Here is a 24,513-nt window from a genome sequence, read left to right as displayed (position 1 = left end):
GTGCGCCGCGCGCTCACAGGATGCGGTGCTCCCGCGCGGGCAACTGCTGGCGCCAGGCCTGCATGCGCGGGCGCTCCAGCGTGCCCAGCACCACGCCCGGGCCCTGCGCCTGCTGCGCCTGCACCTGGCCCCAGGGGTCGATGCACATGCTGTGGCCCCAGGTGCGGCGGCCGTTCTCATGCTGGCCGCCTTGCGCCGGGGCCAGCACGTATGCCAGGTTCTCGATGGCGCGCGCGCGCAGCAGCAGCTCCCAGTGCGCCTGCCCCGTGGTGTAGGTGAAGGCGCTGGGCACGAGCAGCAGGTCGGCCCCGGCCTGCGACAGCGCGCGGTACAGCTCGGGAAAGCGCAGGTCGTAGCACACGGAAAGACCCACGCGCCAGAGGCTGCCGTCGCGCGCGCCGATGTCCAGCGTGACGGGCTGGCGCCCCGCGGCGACGACGCGGGCCTCTTCGTAGCGCTCGCGCCCGTTCTCGAACTGGAACAGGTGGATCTTGTCGTAGCGCGCCACCCGCTCGCCCGTGGGGGCGAACGCCAGGCTGCTGTTGGTGACCCGTGTGGCGTCGCCGGTGCGCAGCGGCAGCGTGCCGCCCACGATCCACAGCCCCAGCGTGCGCGCCGCATCGGCCAGGAAGTCCTGCACCGGCCCGCTGCCCAGCGGCTCGGCCTGGGCCAGCTTGTCCTGGTCGCCGTGGCCCATGGCGGCGAAGTACTCGGGCAGCACGGCCAGTTCCGCGCCGGCATCGCGCGCCTGCGCGAGCAGGCCGCGCGTCTGCGCCAGGTTGGCTGCGAGGCTGGCGCCCGAGACCATTTGCACTGCGGCGATTTTCATTCGTTCTCTCCTTTGCCGGGGCTGCCCGGCGCATCCTTGCGCCGCTGCAGGCGCACCACGCGCGGGTCGTCCCAGCTGCCTTCGATGCGGAATTCCTGCGTGGCGGCGGAAATCAGGGGGCCGCGCAGGAACACCTGCGCCAGGAAGCTGCCCAGGCCGATCACCGGATTGATGGCCGTGGCCACGAGCGAGGCCGTCATGGCGTTGATCTCGGGCACCACGACCACGTGCAGATTCTGCGTCTCGTGCTGGATGTCGGCCTGGCCCTCCATGAGCACGGCGGCATTCACGCCTTTCATCTGCAGGTTGTTGGTGAGGGCCACGCCGCGCTCGATGCGCACGTCGCCGCGCACGAAGTCGAAGGCGAAACCCTCGCTGAACACGTCGCGGAAGTCCAGCGTGAGGCGCCGCGGCAGCGATTGCAGGCTGAGCACGCCCAGCAGCTTGGCCAGCCCTGGATCGGCCTTGAGGAACTGGCCGCTTTCCATATCGACATGCAGCTGCCCGGTCATGGAGCGGTAGTCGGGGTTGATGGGCGAGCCGACCCAGGCCACCTGCCCTTCCAGACGGCCCTTGCCCTTGCGCACCACGCCCGGCATGCCCAGGCGTCCCAGCAGCTCGCCCGCGTCGTTGATGTCCAGGCGCATGTTCATCACCGTGCGGCGTTCGGGCGCATGGCGCGCGCCCTCGCCCGCCAGCAGGGCCCAGTTGCCGCTGCCGGTGAATTGGGCCTCGGGCGTGCGCAGGTTGAACTTGGCCAGGCGCCATTCGCGCGGCGCGTGGTCGCCGCCGCCGCGGTTCTGCGCCTCGATCTCCAACTGGCCCAGGCGGCGTCCGCCCAGCTCGAAGTCCTGCACCACGATGTCCAGTGCCGGCAGCGTGCCGGGCTGCTCGTCGAGCAGCGTGTCCACGGCCGTGGCTGAGCTCTGCGGCAGCGCCAGGCGTGCCAGGCGCGCATGAAGGCGGCCCGCCGGGTCGCGCGCCGAGCCCGGGTGGTATTGCACGTGGCCGGAGAGCTCGCGCGCGTCCAGGCTGGCCTGCCAGGCGCCGCCGTCCTGTGTTGCCCCCACGACCAGGTCGTGCAGCGTGCGTCCGTCCAGGGTCACCTGGTCCGCCCGCAAGGCCAGGCGGGTCGGCAGGTAGTCCTGCATGGCGGGCGCTTGCGTGCCCTGCAAGCCCCGGGTGTTGCCCGCCAGCTCCTCGGCCAGGTTCTGCCAGGCGTCCACGTCGAGGTGGCCCAGCCGGGCGTTGGCCGCCACCCCGGCCGCAGGCAGGCCGGGCGCGTCGCCCGTGCCCACGCCGATGCTGCCGCCCAGCACCTGCGGCTGCGCGCCGCCGAGGTCGCGCAGGTACTGCGCCTTGCCCAGGGCGCCCAGGTCCAGCGTCAGCAGGTCCTGCAGCGGCGCCTTGCCGCCGGGGGCCGCGGCTTCGCGCGTGAGCTGCCTGTCGAAGCGCAGGGGCTGGCTGGCCTCGGCCGCCTTGTTCAGCGGCGCGGGCAGCGCCAGCGCCATGCCCTGCAGCGCCGTCGTCACCTGCAGCTCGGGAACGCCGCGGCGCACGGCCAGCGCGAACTGGTAGGGCGTGCTGCCGTTGGCATGCTGTGCCAGGCGGGCCAGCAGGCCCAGTTCGTGCGCCTGGCGCAGCCCTTCGGCCGTGGCGAGGCCCTGGGCCCGCACCTGCACGGGGGCGTCGGCGCCGCGCATGCCCCCTTCCAGGCGCACCTCCCCGCCCAGCGCCTGCGCGCGCACCCCGGCCAGGGCGAAGCCGGTGTCGCTGAACTGCACGGCGCCGCGCACGCGCGACAGCACCGGCGCGTCGGGCGTGATCTGCACCTCGTTGCTGCCCGAGAAGGCCACGTTGCCCTGCACGCGCGAAGCGTGGATCTGGCTGACCGGCAACGCCAGCTTCAGCTGCACCTCGGCCTGGCCGCTGCCCTTGGCCTGGTCGAGGGCATGCGTGGTGAGGGCCGCGATGGGGGAGTGCGCCACCACCGACAGCATGTCCGCCAGCGGGCCGCGCCCCTGTGCCTGGACGGCGACCTCGGTGTGCATCAGGTTGGGAATCTGCGCCTCGATCTGCCCCATGCGCAGTTGCGGCGTGCCCTGGAAACTGGCGCTGGCCTTGCGTACCGCCATGCTGTAGCGGTCGAACACCAGCTCGCCCGAGAGCTGCGTCAACGCGGGCCAGGGCGGCTCGCCCGCGCCCTGCAGGCGTGGCGGCACGTAGGCGTAGGTGGCGTTCTGGATCTTCGCCGCGATGTGGAATTCCCCCTGCTCCGGCCGCTCGAAAGGCAGGTCGTGCAGGTCGCCGCGCACCTTGAAGCGCACCTGGCTGGACGTGCCCGCCTGCACCGCGTCGCGCACGTAGTGGCGCACCTCGGCGTCGATGGACAGGGGCAGGTAGCGGTGCACGCGCGTGCCGTCGGCGCGCTGCAACTGGCCTTGCAGGTCCAGGATTCCGGGAAAGCGCGATTTGCCGGGCGAGCGGGCCGGGTCGCTGGTGCGCCAGTTGATCTGCGCCTGGCCTTGCGCGTCGGCATTCGCGAAACGCAGATCGGAGGCCTGTACCGCGATCTGCTCGCCCTGGAGGCTCCAGCGCACCGTGGCGGACAGGCGCTGCAGCGGCACCACCGCTTCCTCGAACACGCCCGGCAGCGCCAGCGCCCCTTGGGCGATGGCCAGTTGCGCCTTGCCGCCGCCCTGGTTCAGATCGAAGCTCACGCTGGCGCCGCGCAGGCCGAAGTCCTGCGGCTGGTAGCCGGGCGCGGCATCGGCCGGCGGCGCGGCCAGGGCCAGGTCCGTGGCGCGGCCCTTGATCTGGTACTGCTGCAGATGGGGCCATGGGCCCCGCCAGCGCGCGTCGATGTCCTGCACCAGCCCCCGCGGCGCATAGCGGCGCAGCGCGCCGTGGGCCTCGTCGCCCAGAGGCAATGCGCTGGCGATCTGGGCCAGCGCCGCCAGGTCGAGCCGGTCGGCGCGCAGCTCGCCTTGCGCCGGGTGGCTGCCGTCGGCCTGCGTCTGGCGCAGTGTCAGGTTGCCGCCGGGCCAGACCAGGCCGTCTTCGGTGGCGAACTGCAGCGATTGCGTGGCCAGCTCGAACCCTTCGTTCCAATGGCTGGCGCTGACGCGCCCGGCGACGCCGCGCAAGGCCAGGGGCGCCAGCTGCGCGCCCAGGGTGGCGTGCACGTCCGCCAGGCGCATGTCCACCGTGCCGCCGGTGGCCTGGCCGCGCTGCACGTCGATCCAGGCCCGCACCGCGCCGTGGCCGCGCGCCAGCGTGATGTCCCCCAGGTCGGCATGCTGGCGCAGTTGCGCCACGTCCACGCGCGGAAACAGGGCGTACAACTGCCCGCTCCAGCGTTCCCAGGCCCCGGCATGGGCGGACAGCAAGGGCTCGCGCAGCTGCCCCATCAGGGTGAAGCGCTCGCCCCAGTCGGGCGGCGGCGTGGCGTCGAGGCGCAGGCTGTGGCGCCAGCCGCGGTTGCGCAGCACGATGTCCACCGCCTCTAGGGCCAGCGGTGGGGCCGTGTGCAGGGCGTCGCTCCAGCGCACCGTGCCGCCGCGCACCACCACTTCGCCCTGGGAGAAAAGCCAGTCGGCCGCCCCGCCGTCGCTGGCGCCCCCGGGGGTGAAGGGCAGGCCGGCGATGAACAGCCGGCCGTCTGCGGCGCGCCGGACATCGAGCGCGGGCCGTTCGATGTACAGCTGCTCGAACCCCATGCGCAGCAGCGAGCGCGGCGACAGCGCCACCACCACGCGCGGCAGCTGCAGCGCGGCGCGCCCATCGGCGTCGAGCAGCGCCACGTCTTCCAGCTCGAACGATGGCACCAGCACCTCGGTGCGCGCGTGCAGGGCGCCGATGCGCACGGGTACCCCCAAGGCGCGCGCGGCGTAGGCTTCGAGCTGCGGGCGGAATTCGCCCACACGCGGCACAATCAGGCCGTGCAGCAGCCCCCACGCCACGGCCAGCAGCAGCCACATGCCCAGCAGCAAACCCAGGGCCCAGCGCGCGAAGCCGGCGACCCATCGCAGCAAACGGGGTGGGTGGGTGATCGATTCGGTCATGGCGCGCGGGAATGTGGCGGGAATTATCACCCGCGGCCCCGCGCCGTTTTCGTGCGTTCCCCCTTGTTGACAGGTCGTTTCCTTTCGTTGCCTCGCCTTTAAGAACGCATGCAGTCCGCCGATCTCTCCTCCCCCGCCGCGCCAGCGCCCGCTCCCGTGCAGGCCGCGCACTCCCGCTTCTTCCAGCGCCTGCACCGGCGCTACGCCGAGGAGCTGGCGCTGCTGCCGCCGGGGCCGCCGACGCGCGCGGCCATGGAGGCGGCGCTGGCGGTGCTCATGGCACGCGGCCCGGGCGGGGCGGCGGGCCTGGGCGCGGCGCTGCGCATCCTGCGCCAGATCGTCATGGAGCGCCTGATCGTGCTCGACTGCGACGGCCAGGCGCCGCTGGAGCAGATCACGCACGCCGTGACCGCGCTGGCCGAACTGGCGCTGGACCGCGCCTGCCAGCAGGTGCGCGCCGACCTCGACGAGCGCCATGGCGCGCCGCAGGGCCCGGGTGGGCGCGGCGTGCCGCTGTGGATCGTGGGCATGGGCAAGCTGGGCGCGCGCGAGCTCAACGTGTCGAGCGACATCGACCTGATCTACGTCTACGAGCAAGACGGCGAGACCGCCGGCCAGCCCGATGGGCGCGGCAAGCTCTCGCACCACGAATACTTCGCCCGGGCGGTGAAGGCCATCTACGGCCTGATCGGCGACACCACGGAGCACGGCTTCGTGTTCCGCGTCGATCTGGCGCTGCGCCCGCACGGCAACTCGGGCCCCCCGGCCGTCTCGCTGCAGGCGCTGGAGGAATACCTGCAGGTGCAGGGCCGCGAGTGGGAGCGTTTCGCCTGGCTCAAGAGCCGCGTGGTGGCGCCCCTGGAGAGCGTCAAGGGCCCCGAGGTGCAGGGCCTGCGCGGCGCGGTGCTGCCCTTCGTCTTTCGCCGCTACCTCGACTACAGCGTGTTCGACGCGCTGCGCGGGCTGCACCGCCAGATCCGCGACCACGCCATGCAGCGCAGCGCTGGCCGGCCCGAGCGCGCCAACGACGTCAAGCTCTCGCGCGGCGGCATCCGCGAGATCGAGTTCACCGTGCAGCTGCTGCAGGTGGTGCGCGGCGGCCAGTTCCCCGAGCTGCGCTGCCGCCCCACGCTGGAGGCCCTGCAGCGCCTGGCGCGCGCCGGCCTGATGCCGCAGGAGACGGCCGCGCAACTGGCCGCCGCCTATGTCTTCCTGCGCCGCGTCGAGCACCGCATCCAGTACCTGGACGACCAGCAGACCCATGTGCTGCCCACGCGCGACGACGACCTGGGCTGGATCGCCCGGACCCTGGGCCTGGACACCCGCACCTTCCTGCACCAGCTCGATGCGCACCGCGAGTTCGTGGCCCAGGAGTTCGACACCCTGCTGGGCGGCGCTGGCAAGAAGCAGTGCAGCAGCGGGGGCTGCGGCGGGCCGCGCGCGCAAGGCGACGCCGCGCCCGAACTCGACAGCCTGCTGGAGCAGCTCTCGGGCGGCTTCCAGGAGCGCGTGGCCCAGTGGCGCACGCACCCGCGCGTGCAGGCGCTGCGCGACGAGGCGCGCGCGCGCCTGCTGCGCCTGGTGCAGCGCACCGCCCAGTGGCTGCGCGAGGGCAGCGTGAGCGAGCAGGCCGCCGTGCGCCTGGTGGACTGGCTGGAGCCGCTGCTGCGCCGCGAGAGCTACCTGGCGCTGCTGCTGGAGCGCCCCTTCGTGCACGAGCGCCTGCTGCACCTGCTGGGCGCGGCGCGCTGGCCGGCGCGCTACCTGCTGCAGCATCCGGGCGTGATCGACGAGCTGGCGGGCGAGGCCCTGCTGGCCGAGCGCTTCGTGGCCCCGGATTTCGAGCACGAGCTGGAGCTGCGCCGCACCGCGCTGCGCTCCACCGGCGAGGACGACGACGAGAACCTGCTCGACCTGCTGCGCCGCGCCCACCATGCCGAGGTCTTCCGCACCCTGGCGCGCGACGTGGAAGGCCGCATGCGCGTGGAGCAGGTGGCCGACGACCTGTCGCTGCTGGCCGACAGCGTGCTGCGCGTGACCGCCCGGTGGTGCTGGGAGCGCCTGAAGACGCGCCACCGCGAGGTGCCGCAGTTCGCCATCATTGGCTACGGCAAGCTCGGCGGCAAGGAACTGGGCTACGGCAGCGACCTGGACATCGTGTTCGTCTTCGACGACGACGACGAGCGCGCCCCCGAGATCTATTCCGCCTACGTGCGCAAGCTCATCAACTGGCTCACGGTGAAAACCGGCGAGGGCGACCTGTTCGAGATCGACACCGCGCTGCGCCCCAACGGCAACTCCGGCCTGCTGGTGACCAGCTTCACCGCCTATGCCGACTACCAGCAGCAGCGCGGCAGCAACACCGCCTGGACCTGGGAGCACCAGGCCATGACGCGCGCGCGCTTCGTGCTCGGCAGCGAGGACCTGCGCGCGCGCTTCGACGCCGTGCGCGAGGCCGTCATCACCGCGCCGCGCGATGCCGCGCTGTTGCGTGCCGAGATCACCGCCATGCGCGAGCGCGTGCGCGCCGCCCACCCCGTGCGCGGCGAGGGCTTCGACGTGAAGCACAGCCCCGGCGGCATGGTGGATGCGGAATTCGCCGTGCAGTACCTGGTGCTGTCGCAGTCCGGCGCGCACCCGGAGCTCGTTGGCAACGTGGGCAACATCGCGCTGCTGCAGCGCGCCGAGGCTGTGGGCCTGCTGCCCGCGGACGTGGGCCGCGCCGCGGCCGACGCCTACCGCGAACTGCGCCGCGTGCAGCACCGCGCGCGGCTCAACGAGGACACTGCCCCGACCCCGCTCGACCAGGTGCGCGCCCAGCGCGACGCCGTGCTCGCGCTGTGGGCGGCCGTTTTTGGCTGAACCTGCATTCCAAGCCTTTTCGGGCTCCAGGCCAATAGGGACAAGCGCGAGCAGCTATCAATACAGTAGCTATCGTGGGTGTCCTGGGTTTAAACAAACGTTTGATTTATTGTGGTGTAATGCGGCGCGATGACCCGCGCACGCCCTGATTCCACCGCCGCTCCCGCGCCCCCGGCCCCCGAGGGCGAGGCGCCCGCGCGCACGCGCCTGCTGCTGGCCGCGCTCAAGCTCTTTTCCGAACAGGGCTACGCCAAGACCTCCATCCGCGCCATTGCCGCCGCCGCCCAGGCCAACGTGGCGGCGGTGAGCTACTACTTCGGCGACAAGGCCGCGCTCTACGCCGCCGTTTTCTCCGAGCCGCTGGGCGACATGCACTCGCTCATCCCCGATTTCACCCACCCCGACGTGCCGCTGCGCGAGGCGCTGCAGTGCTACTTCCGCGGGGCGCTGGCGCCGCTCAAGCAGGGCGAGCTCATGCGCCAGTGCGTGCGCCTGCACATCCGCGAAATGCTGGAGCCCACCGGGCAGTGGGAGCGCGAGATGGACAAGGATGTGCGCCAGCCCCACCAGGCGCTCGTCGGCCTGCTGTGCCGCCACATGGGCGTGGCCCGGGCGGACGACGGCATGCACCGCCTGGCCCTGACCCTCGCGGGCCTGGCCTTCCAGCTCTGGAGCCACCGCGAGGTGGTGGAGACCGTGCGCCCCCAGTTGCTGGCCACGCCCGAGGCCGTCGATGCCTGGATCGAGCGCATGGCCGCCTACGCCCTGGCCATCGTGGCCGCCGAGCAGGCGCTGCGCGGCGCCGCACCCGCCTCCGCCGCGCGCGCGCCGCGCAGAAAGAAGACCGCACCATGACCCTCTCCATGCTCGGCCGCCTGGCACTGGCGGCCGCCCCTCTGGCACTGGCGGCCTGCGCGGCCGGCGCGCCGCCGCCCAGCGTGCCGGCCGCGGTGCCCGCGGGGTGGCAGGCGCCGCTGCCCCATGGCGCCAGCGTGGCCGACCTGGCGCACTGGTGGCAGCGCATGGGCGATCCGCTGCTGGTGGAACTGATCGCCGCGGCGCAGGAGGTCAGCCCGTCCATGGCCCAGGCCCGTTCACGCCTGGCGCAGGCGCGCGCCAGCCAGGTGGCGGCCCGCGCGGCCCTGTGGCCGGCGCTGGACGCCCAGGCCACCGCCCGCAGGGGGCTGGACACGCAGCAAGGCGGGCTGAACACCGTGGCCCAGGGCACGCTGCAGGCGAGCTGGGAGGTCGATCTTTTCGGCGGCAACGCGGCCCAGGGCGAGGCCACCGCGCAGCGCCTGGCCGGGGCGCGGGCGCAATGGCACGAGGCGCGCGTCTCGGTCGCCGCCGAGGTGGCGCTGGCCACCAGCGAATGGCGCCAGTGCAGGCAGCTGCAGGCGGTGGCGCAGGCCGATGCGCAGTCGCGCAGCGAGACCGCGCGGCTGGCGCGCCTGTCCGAGCAGGCCGGCTTCACCGCCCCCGCCACGGCGGCGCTGGCCCAGGCCAGCCAGGCCGAGGGCCAGGCGCGCGCCGTGCAGCAGCGCCTGCAGTGCGAGGTGGCCCTGAAGGGGCTGGTGGCGCTCACCGGCTGGGACGAGCCGGTGCTGCGCGAGCGCCTGTCCGCCCTGCCGGCGCAGGAGGCGCCCGATGCACTGTTCGCGGTCAGCGCGCTGCCGGCCCAGGTGCTGGCGCAGCGGCCCGACCTCTACAGCGCCGAGCGCGAAGTGGCCGCCGCCAGCGCCGAGGTGGGCAGCGCCCGGGCCCAACGCTATCCGCGCCTGGTGCTCAGCGGCACGGTGGGCGCGGGCTGGCTGAGCATGGGCGGGCAGCAGCAGGGGGCCAATGCCTGGGCGCTGGGCCCCGCCACGCTGAGCCTGCCGCTGTTCGACGGCGGCCGCCGGGCCGCCCAGGTGGACGCGGCGCAGGCGCGCTATGACGAAGCCGTGGCGCTGTACCGGGCCCGCGTGCGCCAGGCCGTGAGCGAGGTCGAGCAGGCCCTGGTGCGCCTGCAGGGCGCCGCCGAGCGCAGCGCCGACGCCGCGCGCGCCGCCCAGGGCTACCACACCGCCTACCTCGCGGCCGAGGCGCGCTGGCGCGGCGGGCTGGCGAGCCTGATGGAACTCGAAGAGGTGCGCCGCAGCGCGCTGGCCGCGCAAACCGCCGTGATGAACCTGCGCCAGGAGCGCATGGCCGCCTGGGTGGCCCTGTACCGCGCCGCGGGCGGCGGCTGGGACGCAGGCGCGCCCGGGCCCGATGCGGCCCCGCTCCCCGTGGCCGCGCGGGCCATGCCCTGACTACGTCCTGATTAACAGCGGCTTTTCCGCACCCGAACCCATGAATGGATCTTCCATGCAGCATCTGCAGCGACTGTCTCCTTCTTCCCTGGCCTGGGCCCTGGCGGCGGCGGGCATGCTGGCCCTGGGCGCCTGGCTGCTGCCCGCCGGCGCGTCGCGCGCTGCCGACGAGGCGCAGGCCGGCAAGCCCCGGCCCGCGCTGGCGGTGAACACCGTGGCGCCCGAGCGCGCCACCCTGGCGCTGCGGCTCGCGGCCAACGGCAGCGTGGCCGCGTGGCAGGAGGCCAGCATCGGCGCCGAAAGCAACGGTCTGCGCCTGACCGACGTGCGCGTGAACGTGGGCGACGTGGTGCGCAAGGGCCAGCTGCTCGCCACCTTCGCCGACGACACCGTGCAGGCCGACGTGGCCCAGGCCCGCGCCAGCCTCATGGAAGCGCGCAGCAGCGCCGCCGAAGCCGCCGCCAACGACGAGCGCGCACGCACGCTGCAGGCCACGGGCGCCCTGAGCGCGCAGCAGATCCAGCAGTACGCCACGGCGGGCCAGACGGCGCAGGCGCGCGTCGAGGCGGCGCAGGCGCAACTGCGCGTGCAGCAACTGCGCCTGGCGCACACGCGCGTGCTGGCGCCCGACGACGGCGTGATCTCGGCGCGCACGGCCACCGTGGGCGCCGTGCTGGGGGCGGGCACGGAGCTGTTCCGCATGGTGCGCAAGGGCCGCCTGGAGTGGCGCGCCGAAGTCACGTCGAGCGACCTGCCGCGCATCCGCGCCGGGGCCGGGGCGCGCGTCACCGCCGCCAGCGGGGCCGAGGTGGCGGGCAAGGTGCGCATGGTGGCGCCCACGGTGGACCCGGCCACGCGCAACGCGCTGGTCTATGTGGACCTGCCGGCGCATGCCGACATCCGCGCGGGCATGTTCGCGCGCGGCGAATTCCTGCTGGGCGAGCGCAGCGCGCTCACCGTGCCGCAGTCGGCCCTGGTGGTGCGCGACGGCTTCAGCCACGTGTTCGAGGTGGTCGAGGGCAGCCGCGTGGCCATGCGCCGCGTGCAGACCGGCGAGCGTGCAGGCGCGCGCGTCGAGGTGCTGTCGGGCCTGGCCGAGGGCGCCGCCGTGGTGGCGCGCGGCGGCGCCTTCCTGAACGATGGCGACCTGGTGCGCGTGGAACCGGATTCCAAGCCAAAACAGCCTCCAGCGCCCTCTGGTCAAGCGCAAGCAGCTACCAAATAAGGAGCGTATGCCATGAATCTGTCCGCCTGGTCGATCCGCAACCCGATCCCTGCGGCCATGCTGTTCGTGCTGCTCACGTTCGCCGGGCTGCTGTCGTTCCGCGCCATGAAGGTGCAGAACTTTCCCGACATGGACCTGCCGGTGGTCATGGTGACGGCCGTGCTGCCCGGCGCCGCGCCGGGGCAGCTCGAAAGCGACGTGGTGCGCAAGATCGAGAACGCCATCGCCACCACGCAGGGGCTCAAGCACATCACCTCCACGCTGGTCGATGGCTCGGCCACCATCGCCGCCGAGTACCGGCTCGAAAAGCCGGTGCAGGAGGCAGTGGACGACGTGCGCTCCGCCGTGTCGCGGGTGCGCGCCGACCTGCCGGCCGACCTGCGCGACCCCATCGTGGCCAAGCTGGAGCTGTCGTCGCAGCCGGTGCAGGCGTATGCCATCGCGTCGGACCGCTGGGACGACGAGGCGCTGTCCTGGTTCGTGGACGACACGCTCACGCGCCGCCTGCTGGCGGTGCCGGGCGTGGGGGGCGTGGGGCGCGTGGGCGGTGTCACGCGGCAGGTGCAGGTGGCGCTCGATCCGCTGCGCCTGCAGGCGCTGAACGCCACGGCCGCCGATGTCTCGCGCCAGCTGCGCCAGGTGCAGCTCGAGAGTGCGGGCGGCCGCGTCGACCTGGGCGGGGCCGAGCAGCCCGTGCGCACCATCGCCACGGTGCAGACGGCGCAGGAACTCGCGGCCATGGACATCGCCCTGTCCGACGGCCGCCGCGTGCGGCTCGACCAGGTGGCCACCGTGACCGACACCATCGCCGAGCCGCGCTCGGCGGCGCTGCTCGACGGCCGCAGCGTGATCGGCTTCGAGGTCTCGCGCAGCCGTGGCGCGAGCGAGGTCGAGGTGGGCGCGGGCGTGCAGCGCGCGCTCGCGCAGTTGCAGGCCGACTTTCCGCACCTCCAGCTCACGCGCACGGTGGACTTCGTGGACATCGCGCAGGACGAGTACGACAGCTCCATGAAGCTGCTCTACGAGGGCGGCCTGCTCGCCGTGGTGGTGGTGTGGCTGTTCCTGCGCGACTGGCGGGCAACCATCGTCTCGGCCGTGGCGCTGCCGCTGTCGGTGATTCCGGCCTTCATCGGCATGCACTGGCTGGGCTTCTCGGTCAACATCATCACGCTGCTGGCGCTGTCGCTGGTGGTCGGCATCCTGGTGGACGACGCCATCGTCGAGGTGGAGAACATCGTGCGCCACCTGCGCATGGGCAAGACGCCCTACCAGGCCGCCATGGAGGCGGCCGACGAGATCGGCCTGGCCGTCATCGCCACCACCTTCACGCTGATCGCGGTGTTCCTGCCCACGGCCTTCATGGCGGGCATTCCGGGGCGCTTCTTCAAGCAGTTCGGCTGGACGGCGGCGCTGGCGGTGTTCGCCTCGCTGGTGGTGGCGCGCCTGCTCACGCCCATGATGGCGGCCTACATCATGAAGCCCCTGGTGGCGGCAGAGAAGGAGCCGCGCTGGCTGGCCCTGTACATGCGCGCCTCGGGCTGGTGCCTGCGCCACCGGCTGCGCACGCTGCTCGGCGCCCTGCTGTTCTTCGCCGGCTCGCTGGCGCTGATTCCGCTGCTGCCCTCGGGCTTCATCCCGGCGGACGACAACCAGCAGACCCAGGTCACGCTGGAGCTGCCGCCCGGCAGCCTGCTGGCCGACACGCGCGCCGCCGTGGCCCAGGCCAGCGAGCGCGTGGCGCGCGTGGGGTATGTGCAGAGCATCTACACGGCCATCGGCGGCGGCTCGGCGGGCGCCGACCCGTTCGCGGGCAGCGGCGCGGCCGATCCGCGCAAGGCCACGCTCACGCTGCGCATGGCGCCGCGCGGCCAGCGCCCGCTCAAGCAGGAGATCGAGCGGCGCCTGCGCGCCGAACTCGCCGACCTGCCGGGCGTGCGCGTGAAGATCGGCCTGGGCGGATCGAACGACAAGTACGTGCTCGCCCTGGCGAGCGAGGACCCGCAGGCCCTGGCTGACGCCGCGCGCGCCGTGGAGCGCGACCTGCGCACCATCCCCGGCATCGGCAACGTCGGCTCCAGCGCCAGCCTGGTGCGGCCCGAGATCGCCGTGCGCCCCGACTTCGCGCGCGCCGCCGACCTGGGCGTGACCACCAGCGCCATCGCCGAGACGCTGCGCGTGGCCACCGTGGGCGACTACGAGCAGTACCTGCCCAAGCTGAACCTGGCGCAGCGCCAGGTGCCCATCGTCGTGCGCCTGCCCGACGCCGCGCGCGAGGACCTGTCGGTGCTGGCGCGCCTGGCGGTGCCGGGCAGCCGTGGCCCGGTGCGCCTGGGCGAGGTCGCCTCGCTGGAGCTGGCGGGCGGGCCGGCCGTGATTGGCCGCTACGACCGCGCGCGCAACGTCAACTTCGAGATCGAGCTGGGCGAGCGCGGCCTGGGCGAAGTCACCGAGGCCGTGCGCCAACTGCCCGCCATGGCCGGCCTGCCGCCCAGCGTGCGCCCCATCGACGTGGGTGATGCCGAGATGATGGGCGAGCTGTTCACCAGCTTCGGCCTGGCCATGCTCACCGGCGTGCTGTGCATCTACCTGGTGCTGGTGCTGCTGTTCAAGGACTTCCTGCAGCCCGTGACCATCCTGGCGGCGCTGCCGCTGTCGCTGGGCGGCGCCTTCGTGGGGCTGCTGCTGGCGGGCAAGAGCTTCTCGATGCCCTCGCTCATCGGGCTCATCATGCTCATGGGCATCGCCACCAAGAACTCCATTCTGCTCGTGGAATACGCCATCGTGGCGCGGCGCGACCATGGCATGGGCCGCCTGGACGCGTTGCTGGACGCCTGCCACAAGCGCGCCCGCCCCATCATCATGACCACGCTGGCCATGGGCGCGGGCATGCTGCCCATCGCGCTGGCCTGGGGCGGGGCGGACATGAGCTTCCGCTCGCCCATGGCCGTGGCGGTGATCGGCGGGCTCATCACCTCCACGGTGCTGAGCCTGCTCGTGGTGCCGGCGGTGTTCACCTACATCGACGACCTGGCGCAGTGGTTCCACCGCAAGGTGCTGCGCCGCGGCCCCCAGGGCACCCGTGTGGGGGAAACCGCAGGGTGAGCCCGGGGCCTGGAGGGCTTTCGCCCTCTGGCGGGGCGGGATAATGGCGCGCAACCATGAACCTCGTCGCGCTGAACATCGACACCATTCCCCTGGGCCAGCCGTTGCCCTTCGCCCTGCGCGGCGCGCAGGGCGTGCTGCTGGCGCACAAAGGCTACGTCATCCGCAACCGTGCGGAGCTGGAGGTGCTGCTGGCGCGCGGCGTCAGCCTGTGCGTGGACACCGACGAGTCGGGCGACAGCCACCGCAGCTACCTGGCGCAGCTGCACCAGATGCTGCAGTCCGACACCCAGCTCGGGCAGATCGCGGTGATGAAGATCAGCGCCAGCCCCGGTGCCGCGCCGCCGCGCGAACGCGAGCGCGAGACCTTCGGCCCGCCCGCCTGGCTGGAGCTGCAGGTGCGCGCCACGCAGCTGCTGCGCACGCCGCAGGGGCAGGAGTTCGGCCCGCGCTTCCATGTGCTGCACGAGGAACTGGCGCGCCACTGCGCCCAGGCGCCCGACGCCACGCTGCTGGCGCTGGTGCTGCTGTCGGCGCAGGAAACGCAGATGTACAGCGCCACCCACGCCATGCTGGTGTCGGTGGCCTGCATGGTCACCGCGCGTGAGACGCTGCGCTGGCCCGAGGCGCGCGTGCTCCAGGTTGGCCGGGCTGCGCTTTCCATGAATATTTCCATGACGGCGCTGCAGGACCACCTGGCGCTGCAGACCGACCCGCTGTCGTGGCCGCAGATCATGGCCATCGAGAACCACGCCATGCAGTCCGAGGCGCTGCTGCGCCAGTTGGGCGTGGCCGATCCGGTCTGGCTCGAAGCCGTGCGGCGCCACCACGAGCGCACGCCCGGGCCGCTGGCGCAAAAGAGCGAGGCCGAGCAACTGGCGCGGCTGATCCAGCGCGCCGACGTGTTCGGCGCCCGCATCGCGCCGCGCGCATCGCGCCAGCCCATGCCGGTCACGGCGGCCATGCAGGGCAGCTACTACGACGAGACGCGCCAGGTGGACGAGGCCGGCGCGGCGCTCGTCAAGACGCTGGGCATCTATCCGCCCGGCGCCCTGGTACGCCTGGCCAGCCAGGAGGTCGCCGTGGTGCTGCGCCGCGGCGCGACGGCCACGACGCCGCGCGTGGCCGTGGTGATCTCGCGCACCGGCATGCCCACGGGCGAGATGATTCCGCGCGACACGACCCTGCCGAGCTGGAAGATCACCGGCCCCGTCGCCTACAAGGACGTGCGCGTGACCTGGCCGCTGGAGCGCATCCTGGCGCTGGTGTAACCCCGGGGGCCTGCAAGGGATTCGCCGAATGCGTTACATTTGCTTGCATGTAGGGTCTGGAACTTTGGTTTGATGGCCCCACTCTAGAGAGCATGTGATCGTTCATGAGGAACTCACCACCCATTTTGACGTTGCGAAGCCTTTCGGTATTTGTTCGACTGCAACCCTGGAACGCTTCTCCTCCCTCCCTCTCTTTCTTCGTTTCGGGACGCTTCGCAACTTTTTTTACACCCACAAAAAAGCCACCGCAAGGTGGCTTTTTTGCTGCTGCGGCACCACGCCGCCAACCTGTTCTCAGGCCACGGGCCGGGTGTCGGCGAAGCTCGGGCGCTGCTGCAGCTTGTCGAGCAGGCGGCCCAGGTTGGGGTGCTCGGCGCGCCAGCCGAGCTGCGGAAAGCGGAATTCCAGCCAGCCCAGCGCACAGCTCACGGCGATGTCGGCCAGGCTCAGGTGGATGCCGCCGCAGCAAAAGGGCTTGTCGCCCAGGCCTTGCGACATGGACTGCAGCCCCGCGTGCACCTTGCCCATCTGCCGGTCGATCCAGGCGGGGCTGCGCTGGCTTTCCAGGCGGCCGTCGAAGGTGTTCTCCAGCCGCACCAGGATGGCGGCGTCCAGCACGCCGTCGGCCAGGGCCTCCCAGGTCTTGACCTCGGCGCGCTCGCGCCCCGGCGCGGGCAGCAGGCGGCCCACGGGGGAGAGCGTGTCCAGGTAGTCCACGATGACGCGCGAGTCGTACAGGGTGCCGCCGCCCTCCATCACCAGGCAGGGCACCTTGCCCAGGGGGTTGGTGTGGGCGATCTGCGTGTCGGCGGCCCAGACGTTGTCGAGGACGAACTGGTAGTCGAGCTTTTTTTCCGCCATCACCACGCGCACTTTGCGCACGTAGGGGCTGGTGGTCGATCCGATCAGTTTCATGGTGCTGGCTCTGGCGCTGCGGGGCTGCCGATTCTATCGGGGCCGGCCCTGCGGAGCAGGGGCCACCTACAATGGAAGGCTATGTCCACCATCACCGCCCTGTCCCCGCTGGACGGCCGCTACGCCGCCAAACTCTCCACCCTGCGCCCCATCATGAGCGAGCACGGCTACATGCAGCGCCGCGTGCAGGTGGAGGTGGCCTGGTTCATCGCGCTGTCGGATGCCGGCTTTCCCGAGTTCAAGCCGCTGAGCGTGGGCGCACGCGCCTACCTGCTGGGCCTGGTGAAGAACTTCTCCGAGGCCGACTCGGCCGCCATCAAGGACATCGAGAAGACCACCAACCACGACGTGAAGGCCGTGGAGTACTGGATCAAGAGCAGGTTCGAGGCGCGGCCCGAACTGGAGCGCGCCGCAGAGTTCGTGCACTTCGCTTGCACCAGCGAGGACATCAACAACACCAGCCACGCGCTGCAGCTGCGCGCCGGGCGCGACCAGGTGGTGCTGCCCAGCCTGGACCGCATCGTGCTCAAGCTGCGCGACATGGCCAGCCTGTACGCCGACGTGCCCATGCTCAGCCGCACGCACGGCCAGACCGCCAGCCCCACCACCGTGGGCAAGGAGCTGGCCAACGTGGTGGCGCGCCTGCAGGGCGCGGTCGAGCGCATCTCGGCCGTGAAGATCATGGGCAAGATGAACGGCGCCGTGGGCAACTACAACGCCCACCTGGCGGCCTGGCCCGATTTCGACTGGGAGGCGTTCTCGCGCCGCGTGGTCGAGAAGCACGAGCCCGAGGGCCTGGGCCTGACCTTCCAGCCCTACTCGATCCAGATCGAGCCGCACGACTACATGGCCGAGCTGTTCGACGCCGTGGCGCGCGCCAACACCATCCTGGTCGACCTCTCGCGCGACATCTGGGGCTACGTCAGCCTGGGCTACTTCAAGCAAAAGCTCAAGGCGGGCGAGATCGGCTCGTCCACCATGCCGCACAAGGTCAACCCCATCGACTTCGAGAACGCCGAGGGCAACCTGGGCCTGGCCAACGCGCTGCTGCGCCACCTGTCGGAGAAGCTGCCCATCAGCCGCTGGCAGCGCGACCTGACCGACTCCACCGTGCTGCGCAACATCGGCGTGGCGCTGGGCTATGCCACGCTGGCCTACACATCGCTGCTCACCGGCCTGAACAAGCTGGAGCTGAACGAAGAGGCGCTGCAGGCCGACCTGGATGCCTCGTGGGAAGTGCTGGCCGAGCCCATCCAGACGGTGATGCGCCGCTTCGGCGTGCCGGGTGCCTACGAGAAGCTCAAGGAAGTCACGCGCGGCAAGACCGTGACGGCCGAGGCGCTGCACGGGCTGATCCAGTCGCTGGAAATCCCCCAGGCCGAGAAGGACCGCCTGCTGGCCATGACGCCCGGTTCCTACACCGGCAAGGCCGCCGAGCTGGCGCGGCGCGTCTGATCGCCTCTCAGGCGGTGTAAAAATCATAGCTGCCCGCGCTTGACTGGCGGGCATTTACGGCTTTCAGGGCTGCCAAAGCAAGCAGGGGCTTGCGCTGGCAGCTCTTGTTTTTGGAGCACCATGGCCCTCAAATCCACCATCTTCAAGGCGAACGTCGCCATTGCCGACATCGACCACGGCTACTACGCCGACCACGCGCTGACGTTGGCGCGCCACCCGAGCGAGACCGACGAGCGCATGATGGTGCGCCTCGTGGCCCTGGCGCTCAACGCCCACCAGTTGAACGACATGTGCAACGGCGACGGCACGCTGGCCTTCGGCGCCGGCCTGTCCGACCCCGACGACCCCGACGTGTCGCTGACCGACTTCACCGGGCAGAAGCGCCTGTGGATCGAAGTCGGCCAGCCAGAGGAAAAGCCCATCGCCAAGGCCTGCGGCAAGGCCGACGCCGTGGTGCTCTACCCTTTCCACCATGCCGCCGAAGTCTGGTGGAAAGGCATCGAGGGCAAGCTCGCGCGCCAGGACAAGCTGCAGGTGTGGCGCCTGCCGTCGGACACCGCCCAGGCCCTGGCCGCGCTGGCCGAGCGCAGCATGCAGTTGCAGGCCACCATCCAGGAAGGCGCGCTAACGCTCAGCAGCAACCTGGGCACGGTGTTCGTGGAGCCGCTGCGCTGGAAGTAAGCGCAACCTGACGGCCGTGGGCCAGGCGCAGGCTCAGGCGGTGCGCTCCGTGGCGCGCTCGGCATAGCGCGTGAAACGCCAAGAATCGCCCTCGGCCGTGATGCGGCGCCAGACGGCGCGTTTCTGCACGGGCGTCATGGCGGTCCACAGCTGCACTTCCTCGAAGCTGCGCCCGCAGCCCTTGCAGGTGGCGTCGCCCTGGCTGGTGGAGCAGATGGCGATGCACGGCGTGTCGGGCGTGGTGGCGTACCAGTCGAGCCAGGCGGACAGGGCCGCGGGCGGCAGGCGCGCCTCGTCCACTTCCGCCGTGCGGTGGAACACCATCAGCGCGTATACCTCGGCCAGCGCGCGCCAGGCGGGCGCGACGCTCACGCCGTCGGGCGACGGTGCCTTGGCACGCCAGTGGTTGATGGCGGCCTCGATGTCGGTGATGTGGATTCCAGCCATGGGGTGCAGCGATGGGGGCGTGGATGATAGCCCTGAACCGCATGCCCCCATGGCGGCGGCGTCAATGCCCCACATGCTCCTTGCCGGGGGCGGTGCGCAGGCTCAGCCACATGGTCACGGCCAGGATGGCGATGACCACGCCCAGCGAGACGCCGACCGGGATCTTGAAAACATCGATCAGGCACATCTTGGTGCCGATGAACACCAGGACCACCGCCAGGCCATAGTTCAGCAGGTGGAACTTGTTGGCCACGGCCGCCAGCAGGAAGTACATGGCGCGCAGGCCCAGGATGGCGAACACGTTGCTGGTCAGCACGATGAACGGGTCGCTGGTGACGGCGAAGATGGCCGGGATGGAGTCCACCGCGAAGATCACGTCGGTCAGCGCCACCAGGCAGATCACCATGAGCAGCGGGGTGGCGATGCGCGCGCCGTTCTCCACGGTCCAGAATTTCTCGCCGTCGTAGCCATGGCTCACGGGCATGACGCGGCGCAGCAGGCGCAGCGCGGGGTTGCCGTCCAGGCTGGGCTCCTCGCCCGCAGCCCACCACATCTTCACGCCGGTGAGGATCAGGAAGGCGCCGAACAGGTACAGGATCCAGTGGAACTGCTGCAGCAGCCAGCCGCCCACCAGGATCATGATGGTGCGCAGCACGATGGCGCCGATGATGCCGATCATGAGCACGCGCTTCTGGTAGGCCGCCGGCACGGCGAAGTAGCTGAAGATCAGCAGGAAGACAAAAATGTTGTCCACCGCCAGCGACTTCTCGATCAGGTAGCCGGTGAGGAATTCCAGCGCACGGGTGTTGGCCGTTTCCGGGGAGCCCGTGGCATCGCGCACGGCCCACCACAGCAGGGCGTTGAAGGCGAGGCTCAGGGCGACCCAGACCAGGGACCAGTGCAGGGCTTCCTTGACGCCGATCTCGTGCGCGCCCTGCTTGCGCAGGACGACGAAATCGATGAACAGGGAAACGACGACGACGGCGGCGAACGCCGCCCACAGCCACAGGGGCGCAACGGTATGCATGACGAAGACCTTTCGGAAGTGAAGCTACTTGCCGTCTGAAAGGTCTTGCGGGAGGGTGTAGGGGTTTTTGTCTCTGCGGGTTCCGGTGGCGCAAGGCCACGTGCTGACGGAACATCCGCACCGGCTGCGTTGGTACAGACCGGTTCGCTACTCCCCTTTCAGAAGAGCGCGGATTATGCGGATGCGCGCAATTCCCGTGTGCGATCCGGGGTTGTTCCAGAAGCCTTTGGGTGTTCCAATCGGGGTCTCGAAGGGGAGTAGCTCCCATGGCCCCGCGCCCGGCCTCGACCGGTGCGCGGGCTTGTCGGTCCTGTCGTCAGTACGAAGCGCATGCTTCCGGCAGCCCGGATCCGCCGCGTGGTGCGCACGCCCGGATCGAGCAAGACCTTTGATGGCTCTTGGAGCGCATGGTTGGCCCGGCGGGTGACGCCGGGCGGGGCCGTGCGCTTGCCAGGGGCTGATCAAGGATGGCCTCCTCTCGACGCACTGCGCACGCGGTGGGAGCGAATCCCTGACAGCCCATGGCAGCCCGTTGGTGTGGGCGGAGTGGTGCCTGATGGCGCCGTCCGTCCCTCGGTTATTGGTGATTGGGAAGCTATGGACTTTTTGACTTCGCCCGCGTTCTGGGTCGCGCTCGGGCAAATCATCCTCATCGACATCCTGCTGGGCGGCGACAACGCGGTGGTCATCGCGCTGGCCTGCCGCAAGCTGCCGCCCCAGTTGCGCACCAAGGGCATCCTGTGGGGCACTGCGGGCGCGATCCTGCTGCGGGTGGTGCTGATCGCCTTCGCCATGACGCTGCTGTCGCTGTCGTTCATCAAGGTGCTGGGGGCCTTGCTGCTGCTGTGGATCGGCGTGAAGCTGATCGCGCCTGACGAAGACGAGCATGGCAACGTGCAAAGCAGCGACAAGCTGCTGGCGGCGATCCAGACCATCATCGTGGCCGACTTGGTGATGAGCGTGGACAACGTCATCGCCATCGCCGGGGCCGCCCATTCCGCACCGGGCGAGCACCATCTGCTGCTCGTCGTGCTGGGCCTGATGATCTCCATCCCCATCATCGTCTGGGGCAGCCAGATCGTCATCAAGCTCATGGAGCGCTTCCCGGTCGTCATCGTGCTCGGCGGCATGCTGCTGGGCTGGATCGCCGGCAGCATGGCCGTGACCGACCCCGTATTCGCCCGCCCCGAGCAGTGGCAATGGGTGCCGAAGCTGACGCAGTCCGACGCCGTCAAGCACGGCGCCAGCGTGGCGGGCGCCGTGCTGGTGCTGCTCATCGGCAAGTGGCTGCAGGCGCGCCGCAAGGCGGCCCTGCCCGACGCCGGACTCCACTGACCTCTCTTCCGACGACAAAGGACAAGCCATGCAATCCGTGATCGTGTACATCGACGATGCCGACCATGCCCGTGCCGTGCTCTCGCCCCTGGTAGCGCGCGCGGGCGCCGCGCCGTGCCGCTGGATCGTGGTGGCCTGCGCGCCGCGCATGACCCACCGCATCAGCAAGTGGGTGAGCCACAGTGCGCGCGAGAACTGGCGCGCCAAGTGGGCCGACAAGCTGTTCGCCCAGGTGCTGCCCTGGCTGGGCCGGGGCAGCGCGGACGTGACCACCGTGCTGGCCAAGGGGCCGCTGGCCGAATTGGCGGAACAGCTGCAGGCCGCGCATGGCGTGGCCCAGGTGGTGGACGCGCGCCGCCCCAAGGCCGTGCCGGCGCCGCGCTCTTCGTTCCTGGCCAGCCTTGGCGCCCTGTTCGTGCTGGCCCTGGCCGACTGAGCCTGCGGTAGCGCCGCGCGGCGCCCCGGTGCTATGCTGGCCCGCATGAAACTGCTGCTCAAATGGCTGCTCAGCGCCGCCGCCCTGCTCCTCGTGGCCTACCTCTACAGCGGTGTAGAGGTGCGCAGCTTTGGCGCTGCGTTGGTGGCTGCGTTCGTCATTGGCCTGTTCAACGTGGTGCTGCGCCCCGTGCTGGTGGTGCTGACGTTGCCGGTGACGGTGGTCACCGTAGGGCTGTTCCTGTTCGTTATCAACGCGCTCATGTTCTGGGCCGCAGCGGGCGTGCTGGAGGGCTTTCACGTGCGCGGTTTTGGTGCCGCGCTGCTGGGCTCGCTGATGTACTCCGCGCTCGGCCTGCTGATCGAGTCAGCGCTCGGCGGCCTGTTCCCGAAGGCGTGAGGCCACGGTGCGCAGCCGGGTGTCGATGATCGACGCCTCGATGTAGTCGTTCGGCCCATTGCGCTTGCGTGCCAACTCTTGCCCCGCCTTGAAACGGTCTACCGCCGCCGCGTAGTCGTAATGCGCCGCACGCGCCTCGGCCTCGGCGCGCAGGGCGCGTAGCGGCTGTCCCTGCTGCTGCCAGGCACTGGCCAGCAGCTGCCACAGCGTGGCGTCTTGCGGGTGCGTTGCCAGCCAGGTTTCCAATGCGCTGGTGGCATCGCTGCCGCGGCCCAGGCGCACCAGCGTCTGGCTGCGCAGGGCCAACTCGGGCCGCGTGCCGCCCGCAGCGGGCAGGAGCTGCAAGGCGGCCTCGGGCTGGCCCGCCTGTAGTTCAACTTCGGCGGCCAGCAGCCGTGCTTGGCGCAGCGCGCTGGCGTCGCCCTGCACGGCCTGGCGCAGCGGCTCCAGCATGCGCCGCGCGCCTGCCCAATCGCGCAGCTGCGCCTGGCTCAGCGCAGCGGCGTACCAGGCCGCCACGCGCTTGGGCAGGGGCTGGGCGGCAAAGCCCGTGCTGGCCGGCTCGGCGGCCCACTGGCGCAGCAGATCAATCCCGGGGCGCGACAGCACGCGTGCCCGCGCTGCCAGCATGGCGTGCTCCAGCGTGGCCATGGGCAACGGCATGCTGGCCTGCCCGGCGGGCAAGCGCGCGTGCATGTCGGCCATGCGCTCCGTGGTCAGCGGGTGGCTGCGCAGATAGGGCCAGCTGCCGTTGTCGTTAAGGCGGTTGGCCTGCTGCAGCTTGTCGAACATGCTGACGAAGCCCTCGGGCGCGAAGCCTGCCGGGGCCATCAGGCCGTAGCCCATGCGGTCGGCTTCGCGCTCCATGTCGCGCGAGAAGTTGAGCTGGTTCTGCACCGCCAGCGCCTGCCCGCCCACCATCAGGGCTTGCCCGGCGTTCGGACTTTTGCTGGCTGCCAGGGCGCCCAGCACCATGGCGCCGATCATCAGCGGCGTGGTGCGCTGCTGCTGCGCCATCAGGCGCGCGATGTGGCGCTGGGTGACGTGGCTAAGCTCATGCGCCATGACCGAGGCCAGCTCGTCGCGGCTGGCCACCACGCCGATCAGGCCCAGGTGCACGCCCATGTAGCCGCCGGGCAGGGCGAAGGCGTTCACGGTGCGGTCGCGGCCCAGCAAAATCTCCCAGGCAAAGCGCTCCTCCAGCTCGGGTGAGAGCTCGCCGCGCGCACGCGCGGCCACCACCAGGGACTGGAAAATGCCCTGCACGTACTCCTGCAGCACGGGGTCATCCACGTAGTCCGGGTCGCGGTACAGCTCGCGGATGATGCTGTCGCCAATGCGCCGCTCGGCACTGGTCGTCAGCTCCAGCCCGTCGCCCAGCGTGGGCAGCGCTGGCTGTGCGTGGATACCAGGTGCCTGGAGTACACCGAATGCTATTAAAAGAGAAGCTGTTAGCGCTTTACCAGTAAGCCTTGAAGGCCATTTTGGCTTGAAGTCTTTCACGACGATCCCTTGCTCCGCTGGCGGGGCGGACTACCAGCGGCAGCCCGGGTACATGGCCGTATGATGCCTTGCCGCGCCCCATGTTCCGCAGACCTATGCAACCCGCCATGTCCAGCACTTCCCCCCTCACCCATTTCGACGCCCAGGGCCAGGCCCACATGGTGGACGTGGGCGCCAAGCCTGCCACCCGCCGCACGGCCATTGCCACCGGGCGCATCACCATGCAGCCTGCTACGTTGGCGCTGATTGAAAGCGGCAGCGCCAAAAAGGGCGACGTACTGGGCGTGGCCCGCATTGCCGGCATCATGGCCGCGAAGAAAACCAGCGACCTGATCCCCCTGTGCCACCCCCTGGCACTGACGCGGGTGGCGGTGGACTTCGTGCTGCACCCCGAAGACAGCGCCGTGCAGTGCTCCGCCACGGTGGAAACCGTGGGCCCCACAGGGGTGGAGATGGAGGCTTTGACGGCGGTGCAGGTAGCGCTGCTGACGGTTTACGACATGTGCAAGGCGGCTGATAAGCGCATGGTGATCACTGGCGTGCAGGTACTGGAAAAGCACGGGGGAAAGTCGGGGAGCTTCGTCCATACCCCTGGAGGTGCGGGGTGATTTTGGGTGTAAAGCCAATCACAGCAAGCGCTGGCAGCTATGTTTTTGGAAGTGCTGAGG

The 24,513-nt window shown here is 70.8% G+C and carries 18 protein-coding genes; 12 read left to right on the top strand and 6 right to left on the bottom strand.

The annotated features are described in order from the left end of the window. Nucleotides 1-13 precede the first annotated feature (13 nt). Together YS110_13730 and YS110_13725 are read right to left on the bottom strand one after the other, a co-directional pair. Entirely contained in the window at nucleotides 14-829 is an 816-nt protein-coding gene (locus tag YS110_13730) for a carbon-nitrogen hydrolase family protein (protein ID UJB65736.1), read from the bottom strand. Then, nucleotides 826-4,893: a TIGR02099 family protein gene (locus YS110_13725; protein UJB65735.1), complete on the bottom strand. Its 4,068-nt coding sequence runs from the start codon at nucleotides 4,891-4,893 to the stop codon at nucleotides 826-828. Before YS110_13725 ends, YS110_13730 begins: the two co-directional genes overlap by 4 nt. A 108-nt stretch (nucleotides 4,894-5,001) precedes the next feature. On the opposite strand from YS110_13725, the gene glnE reads away from it, so the two are divergent. The 6 genes from glnE to YS110_13695 all read left to right on the top strand — a co-directional run bounded on the left by glnE (nucleotide 5,002) and on the right by YS110_13695 (nucleotide 15,647). Beyond that, nucleotides 5,002-7,755 carry a bifunctional [glutamate--ammonia ligase]-adenylyl-L-tyrosine phosphorylase/[glutamate--ammonia-ligase] adenylyltransferase gene (gene glnE, locus YS110_13720; GenBank protein ID UJB65734.1) on the top strand — a complete coding sequence of 918 codons (2,754 nt, stop codon included), beginning with the start codon at nucleotides 5,002-5,004 and terminating at the stop codon, nucleotides 7,753-7,755. A 129-nt stretch (nucleotides 7,756-7,884) separates the two neighbouring features. After that, nucleotides 7,885-8,610 (top strand): CerR family C-terminal domain-containing protein, encoded by a 726-nt coding sequence (locus YS110_13715; protein ID UJB65733.1) that lies wholly within the window; start codon nucleotides 7,885-7,887, stop codon nucleotides 8,608-8,610. Then, a complete protein-coding gene (locus tag YS110_13710; protein UJB65732.1) occupies nucleotides 8,607-10,049 on the top strand; it encodes an efflux transporter outer membrane subunit in 1,443 nt (480 codons plus the stop codon). Before YS110_13715 ends, YS110_13710 begins: the two co-directional genes overlap by 4 nt. 55 nt (nucleotides 10,050-10,104) lie before the next feature. Next, entirely contained in the window at nucleotides 10,105-11,274 is a 1,170-nt protein-coding gene (locus tag YS110_13705; protein UJB67455.1) for an efflux RND transporter periplasmic adaptor subunit, read from the top strand. A 12-nt stretch (nucleotides 11,275-11,286) separates the two neighbouring features. Continuing rightward, nucleotides 11,287-14,376: an efflux RND transporter permease subunit gene (locus YS110_13700; protein UJB65731.1), complete on the top strand. Its 3,090-nt coding sequence runs from the start codon at nucleotides 11,287-11,289 to the stop codon at nucleotides 14,374-14,376. Between the two features lie 56 nt (nucleotides 14,377-14,432). Next, on the top strand, nucleotides 14,433-15,647 hold the full coding sequence (locus YS110_13695; protein UJB65730.1) for a phosphohydrolase: 1,215 nt from the start codon (nucleotides 14,433-14,435) through the stop codon (nucleotides 15,645-15,647). A gap of 294 nt (nucleotides 15,648-15,941) precedes the next feature. Here the strand turns inward: YS110_13695 and YS110_13690 are convergent, their stop codons facing one another. Further along, nucleotides 15,942-16,562: a glutathione S-transferase N-terminal domain-containing protein gene (locus tag YS110_13690; GenBank protein ID UJB65729.1), complete on the bottom strand. Its 621-nt coding sequence runs from the start codon at nucleotides 16,560-16,562 to the stop codon at nucleotides 15,942-15,944. An 81-nt stretch (nucleotides 16,563-16,643) separates the two neighbouring features. Here YS110_13690 and purB point away from each other — a divergent pair, with 81 nt between their 5' ends. Together purB and YS110_13680 are read left to right on the top strand one after the other, a co-directional pair. Continuing rightward, nucleotides 16,644-18,017: an adenylosuccinate lyase gene (purB, locus tag YS110_13685; protein UJB65728.1), complete on the top strand. Its 1,374-nt coding sequence runs from the start codon at nucleotides 16,644-16,646 to the stop codon at nucleotides 18,015-18,017. A 120-nt stretch (nucleotides 18,018-18,137) separates the two neighbouring features. Next, entirely contained in the window at nucleotides 18,138-18,698 is a 561-nt protein-coding gene (locus YS110_13680; GenBank protein UJB65727.1) for a YaeQ family protein, read from the top strand. Between the two features lie 33 nt (nucleotides 18,699-18,731). Here YS110_13680 and YS110_13675 read toward each other — a convergent pair whose 3' ends face one another. Both YS110_13675 and YS110_13670 read right to left on the bottom strand, forming a co-directional pair. Further along, entirely contained in the window at nucleotides 18,732-19,145 is a 414-nt protein-coding gene (locus YS110_13675; protein ID UJB65726.1) for a DUF3717 domain-containing protein, read from the bottom strand. A 61-nt stretch (nucleotides 19,146-19,206) separates the two neighbouring features. Next, entirely contained in the window at nucleotides 19,207-20,172 is a 966-nt protein-coding gene (locus tag YS110_13670) for a TerC family protein (GenBank protein UJB65725.1), read from the bottom strand. 597 nt (nucleotides 20,173-20,769) lie between these two features. Here YS110_13670 and YS110_13665 point away from each other — a divergent pair. The 3 genes from YS110_13665 to YS110_13655 are packed head-to-tail and all read left to right on the top strand — an operon-like array spanning nucleotide 20,770 to nucleotide 22,342. Next, the gene (locus YS110_13665) at nucleotides 20,770-21,507 is read left to right on the top strand and encodes a TerC family protein (GenBank protein ID UJB65724.1); all 738 of its coding nucleotides are present in this window, start codon (nucleotides 20,770-20,772) and stop codon (nucleotides 21,505-21,507) included. A 28-nt stretch (nucleotides 21,508-21,535) separates the two neighbouring features. Beyond that, complete coding sequence (locus tag YS110_13660; protein UJB65723.1) at nucleotides 21,536-21,943, top strand: hypothetical protein; 408 nt, start codon at nucleotides 21,536-21,538, stop codon at nucleotides 21,941-21,943. Nucleotides 21,944-21,988: 45 nt separating this feature from the next. Then, on the top strand, nucleotides 21,989-22,342 hold the full coding sequence (locus YS110_13655; protein UJB65722.1) for a phage holin family protein: 354 nt from the start codon (nucleotides 21,989-21,991) through the stop codon (nucleotides 22,340-22,342). Here the strand turns inward: YS110_13655 and YS110_13650 are convergent. Next, nucleotides 22,310-23,845: a M48 family metalloprotease gene (locus YS110_13650; GenBank protein ID UJB65721.1), complete on the bottom strand. Its 1,536-nt coding sequence runs from the start codon at nucleotides 23,843-23,845 to the stop codon at nucleotides 22,310-22,312. The two genes, YS110_13655 and YS110_13650, sit on opposite strands and share 33 nt — an antisense overlap. Before the next feature lie 107 nt (nucleotides 23,846-23,952). Between YS110_13650 and moaC the strand changes: the two genes are divergently transcribed. Continuing rightward, on the top strand, nucleotides 23,953-24,453 hold the full coding sequence (gene moaC, locus YS110_13645; protein ID UJB65720.1) for a cyclic pyranopterin monophosphate synthase MoaC: 501 nt from the start codon (nucleotides 23,953-23,955) through the stop codon (nucleotides 24,451-24,453). Nucleotides 24,454-24,513 lie beyond the last annotated feature (60 nt).

The organism is Acidovorax sp. YS12, from assembly GCA_021496925.1.
GTDB lineage: Bacteria > Pseudomonadota > Gammaproteobacteria > Burkholderiales > Burkholderiaceae_C > Paenacidovorax.
Note: the sequence above shows the minus strand (reverse complement) of the source record. Positions and strands in the feature narration are given on the sequence as shown.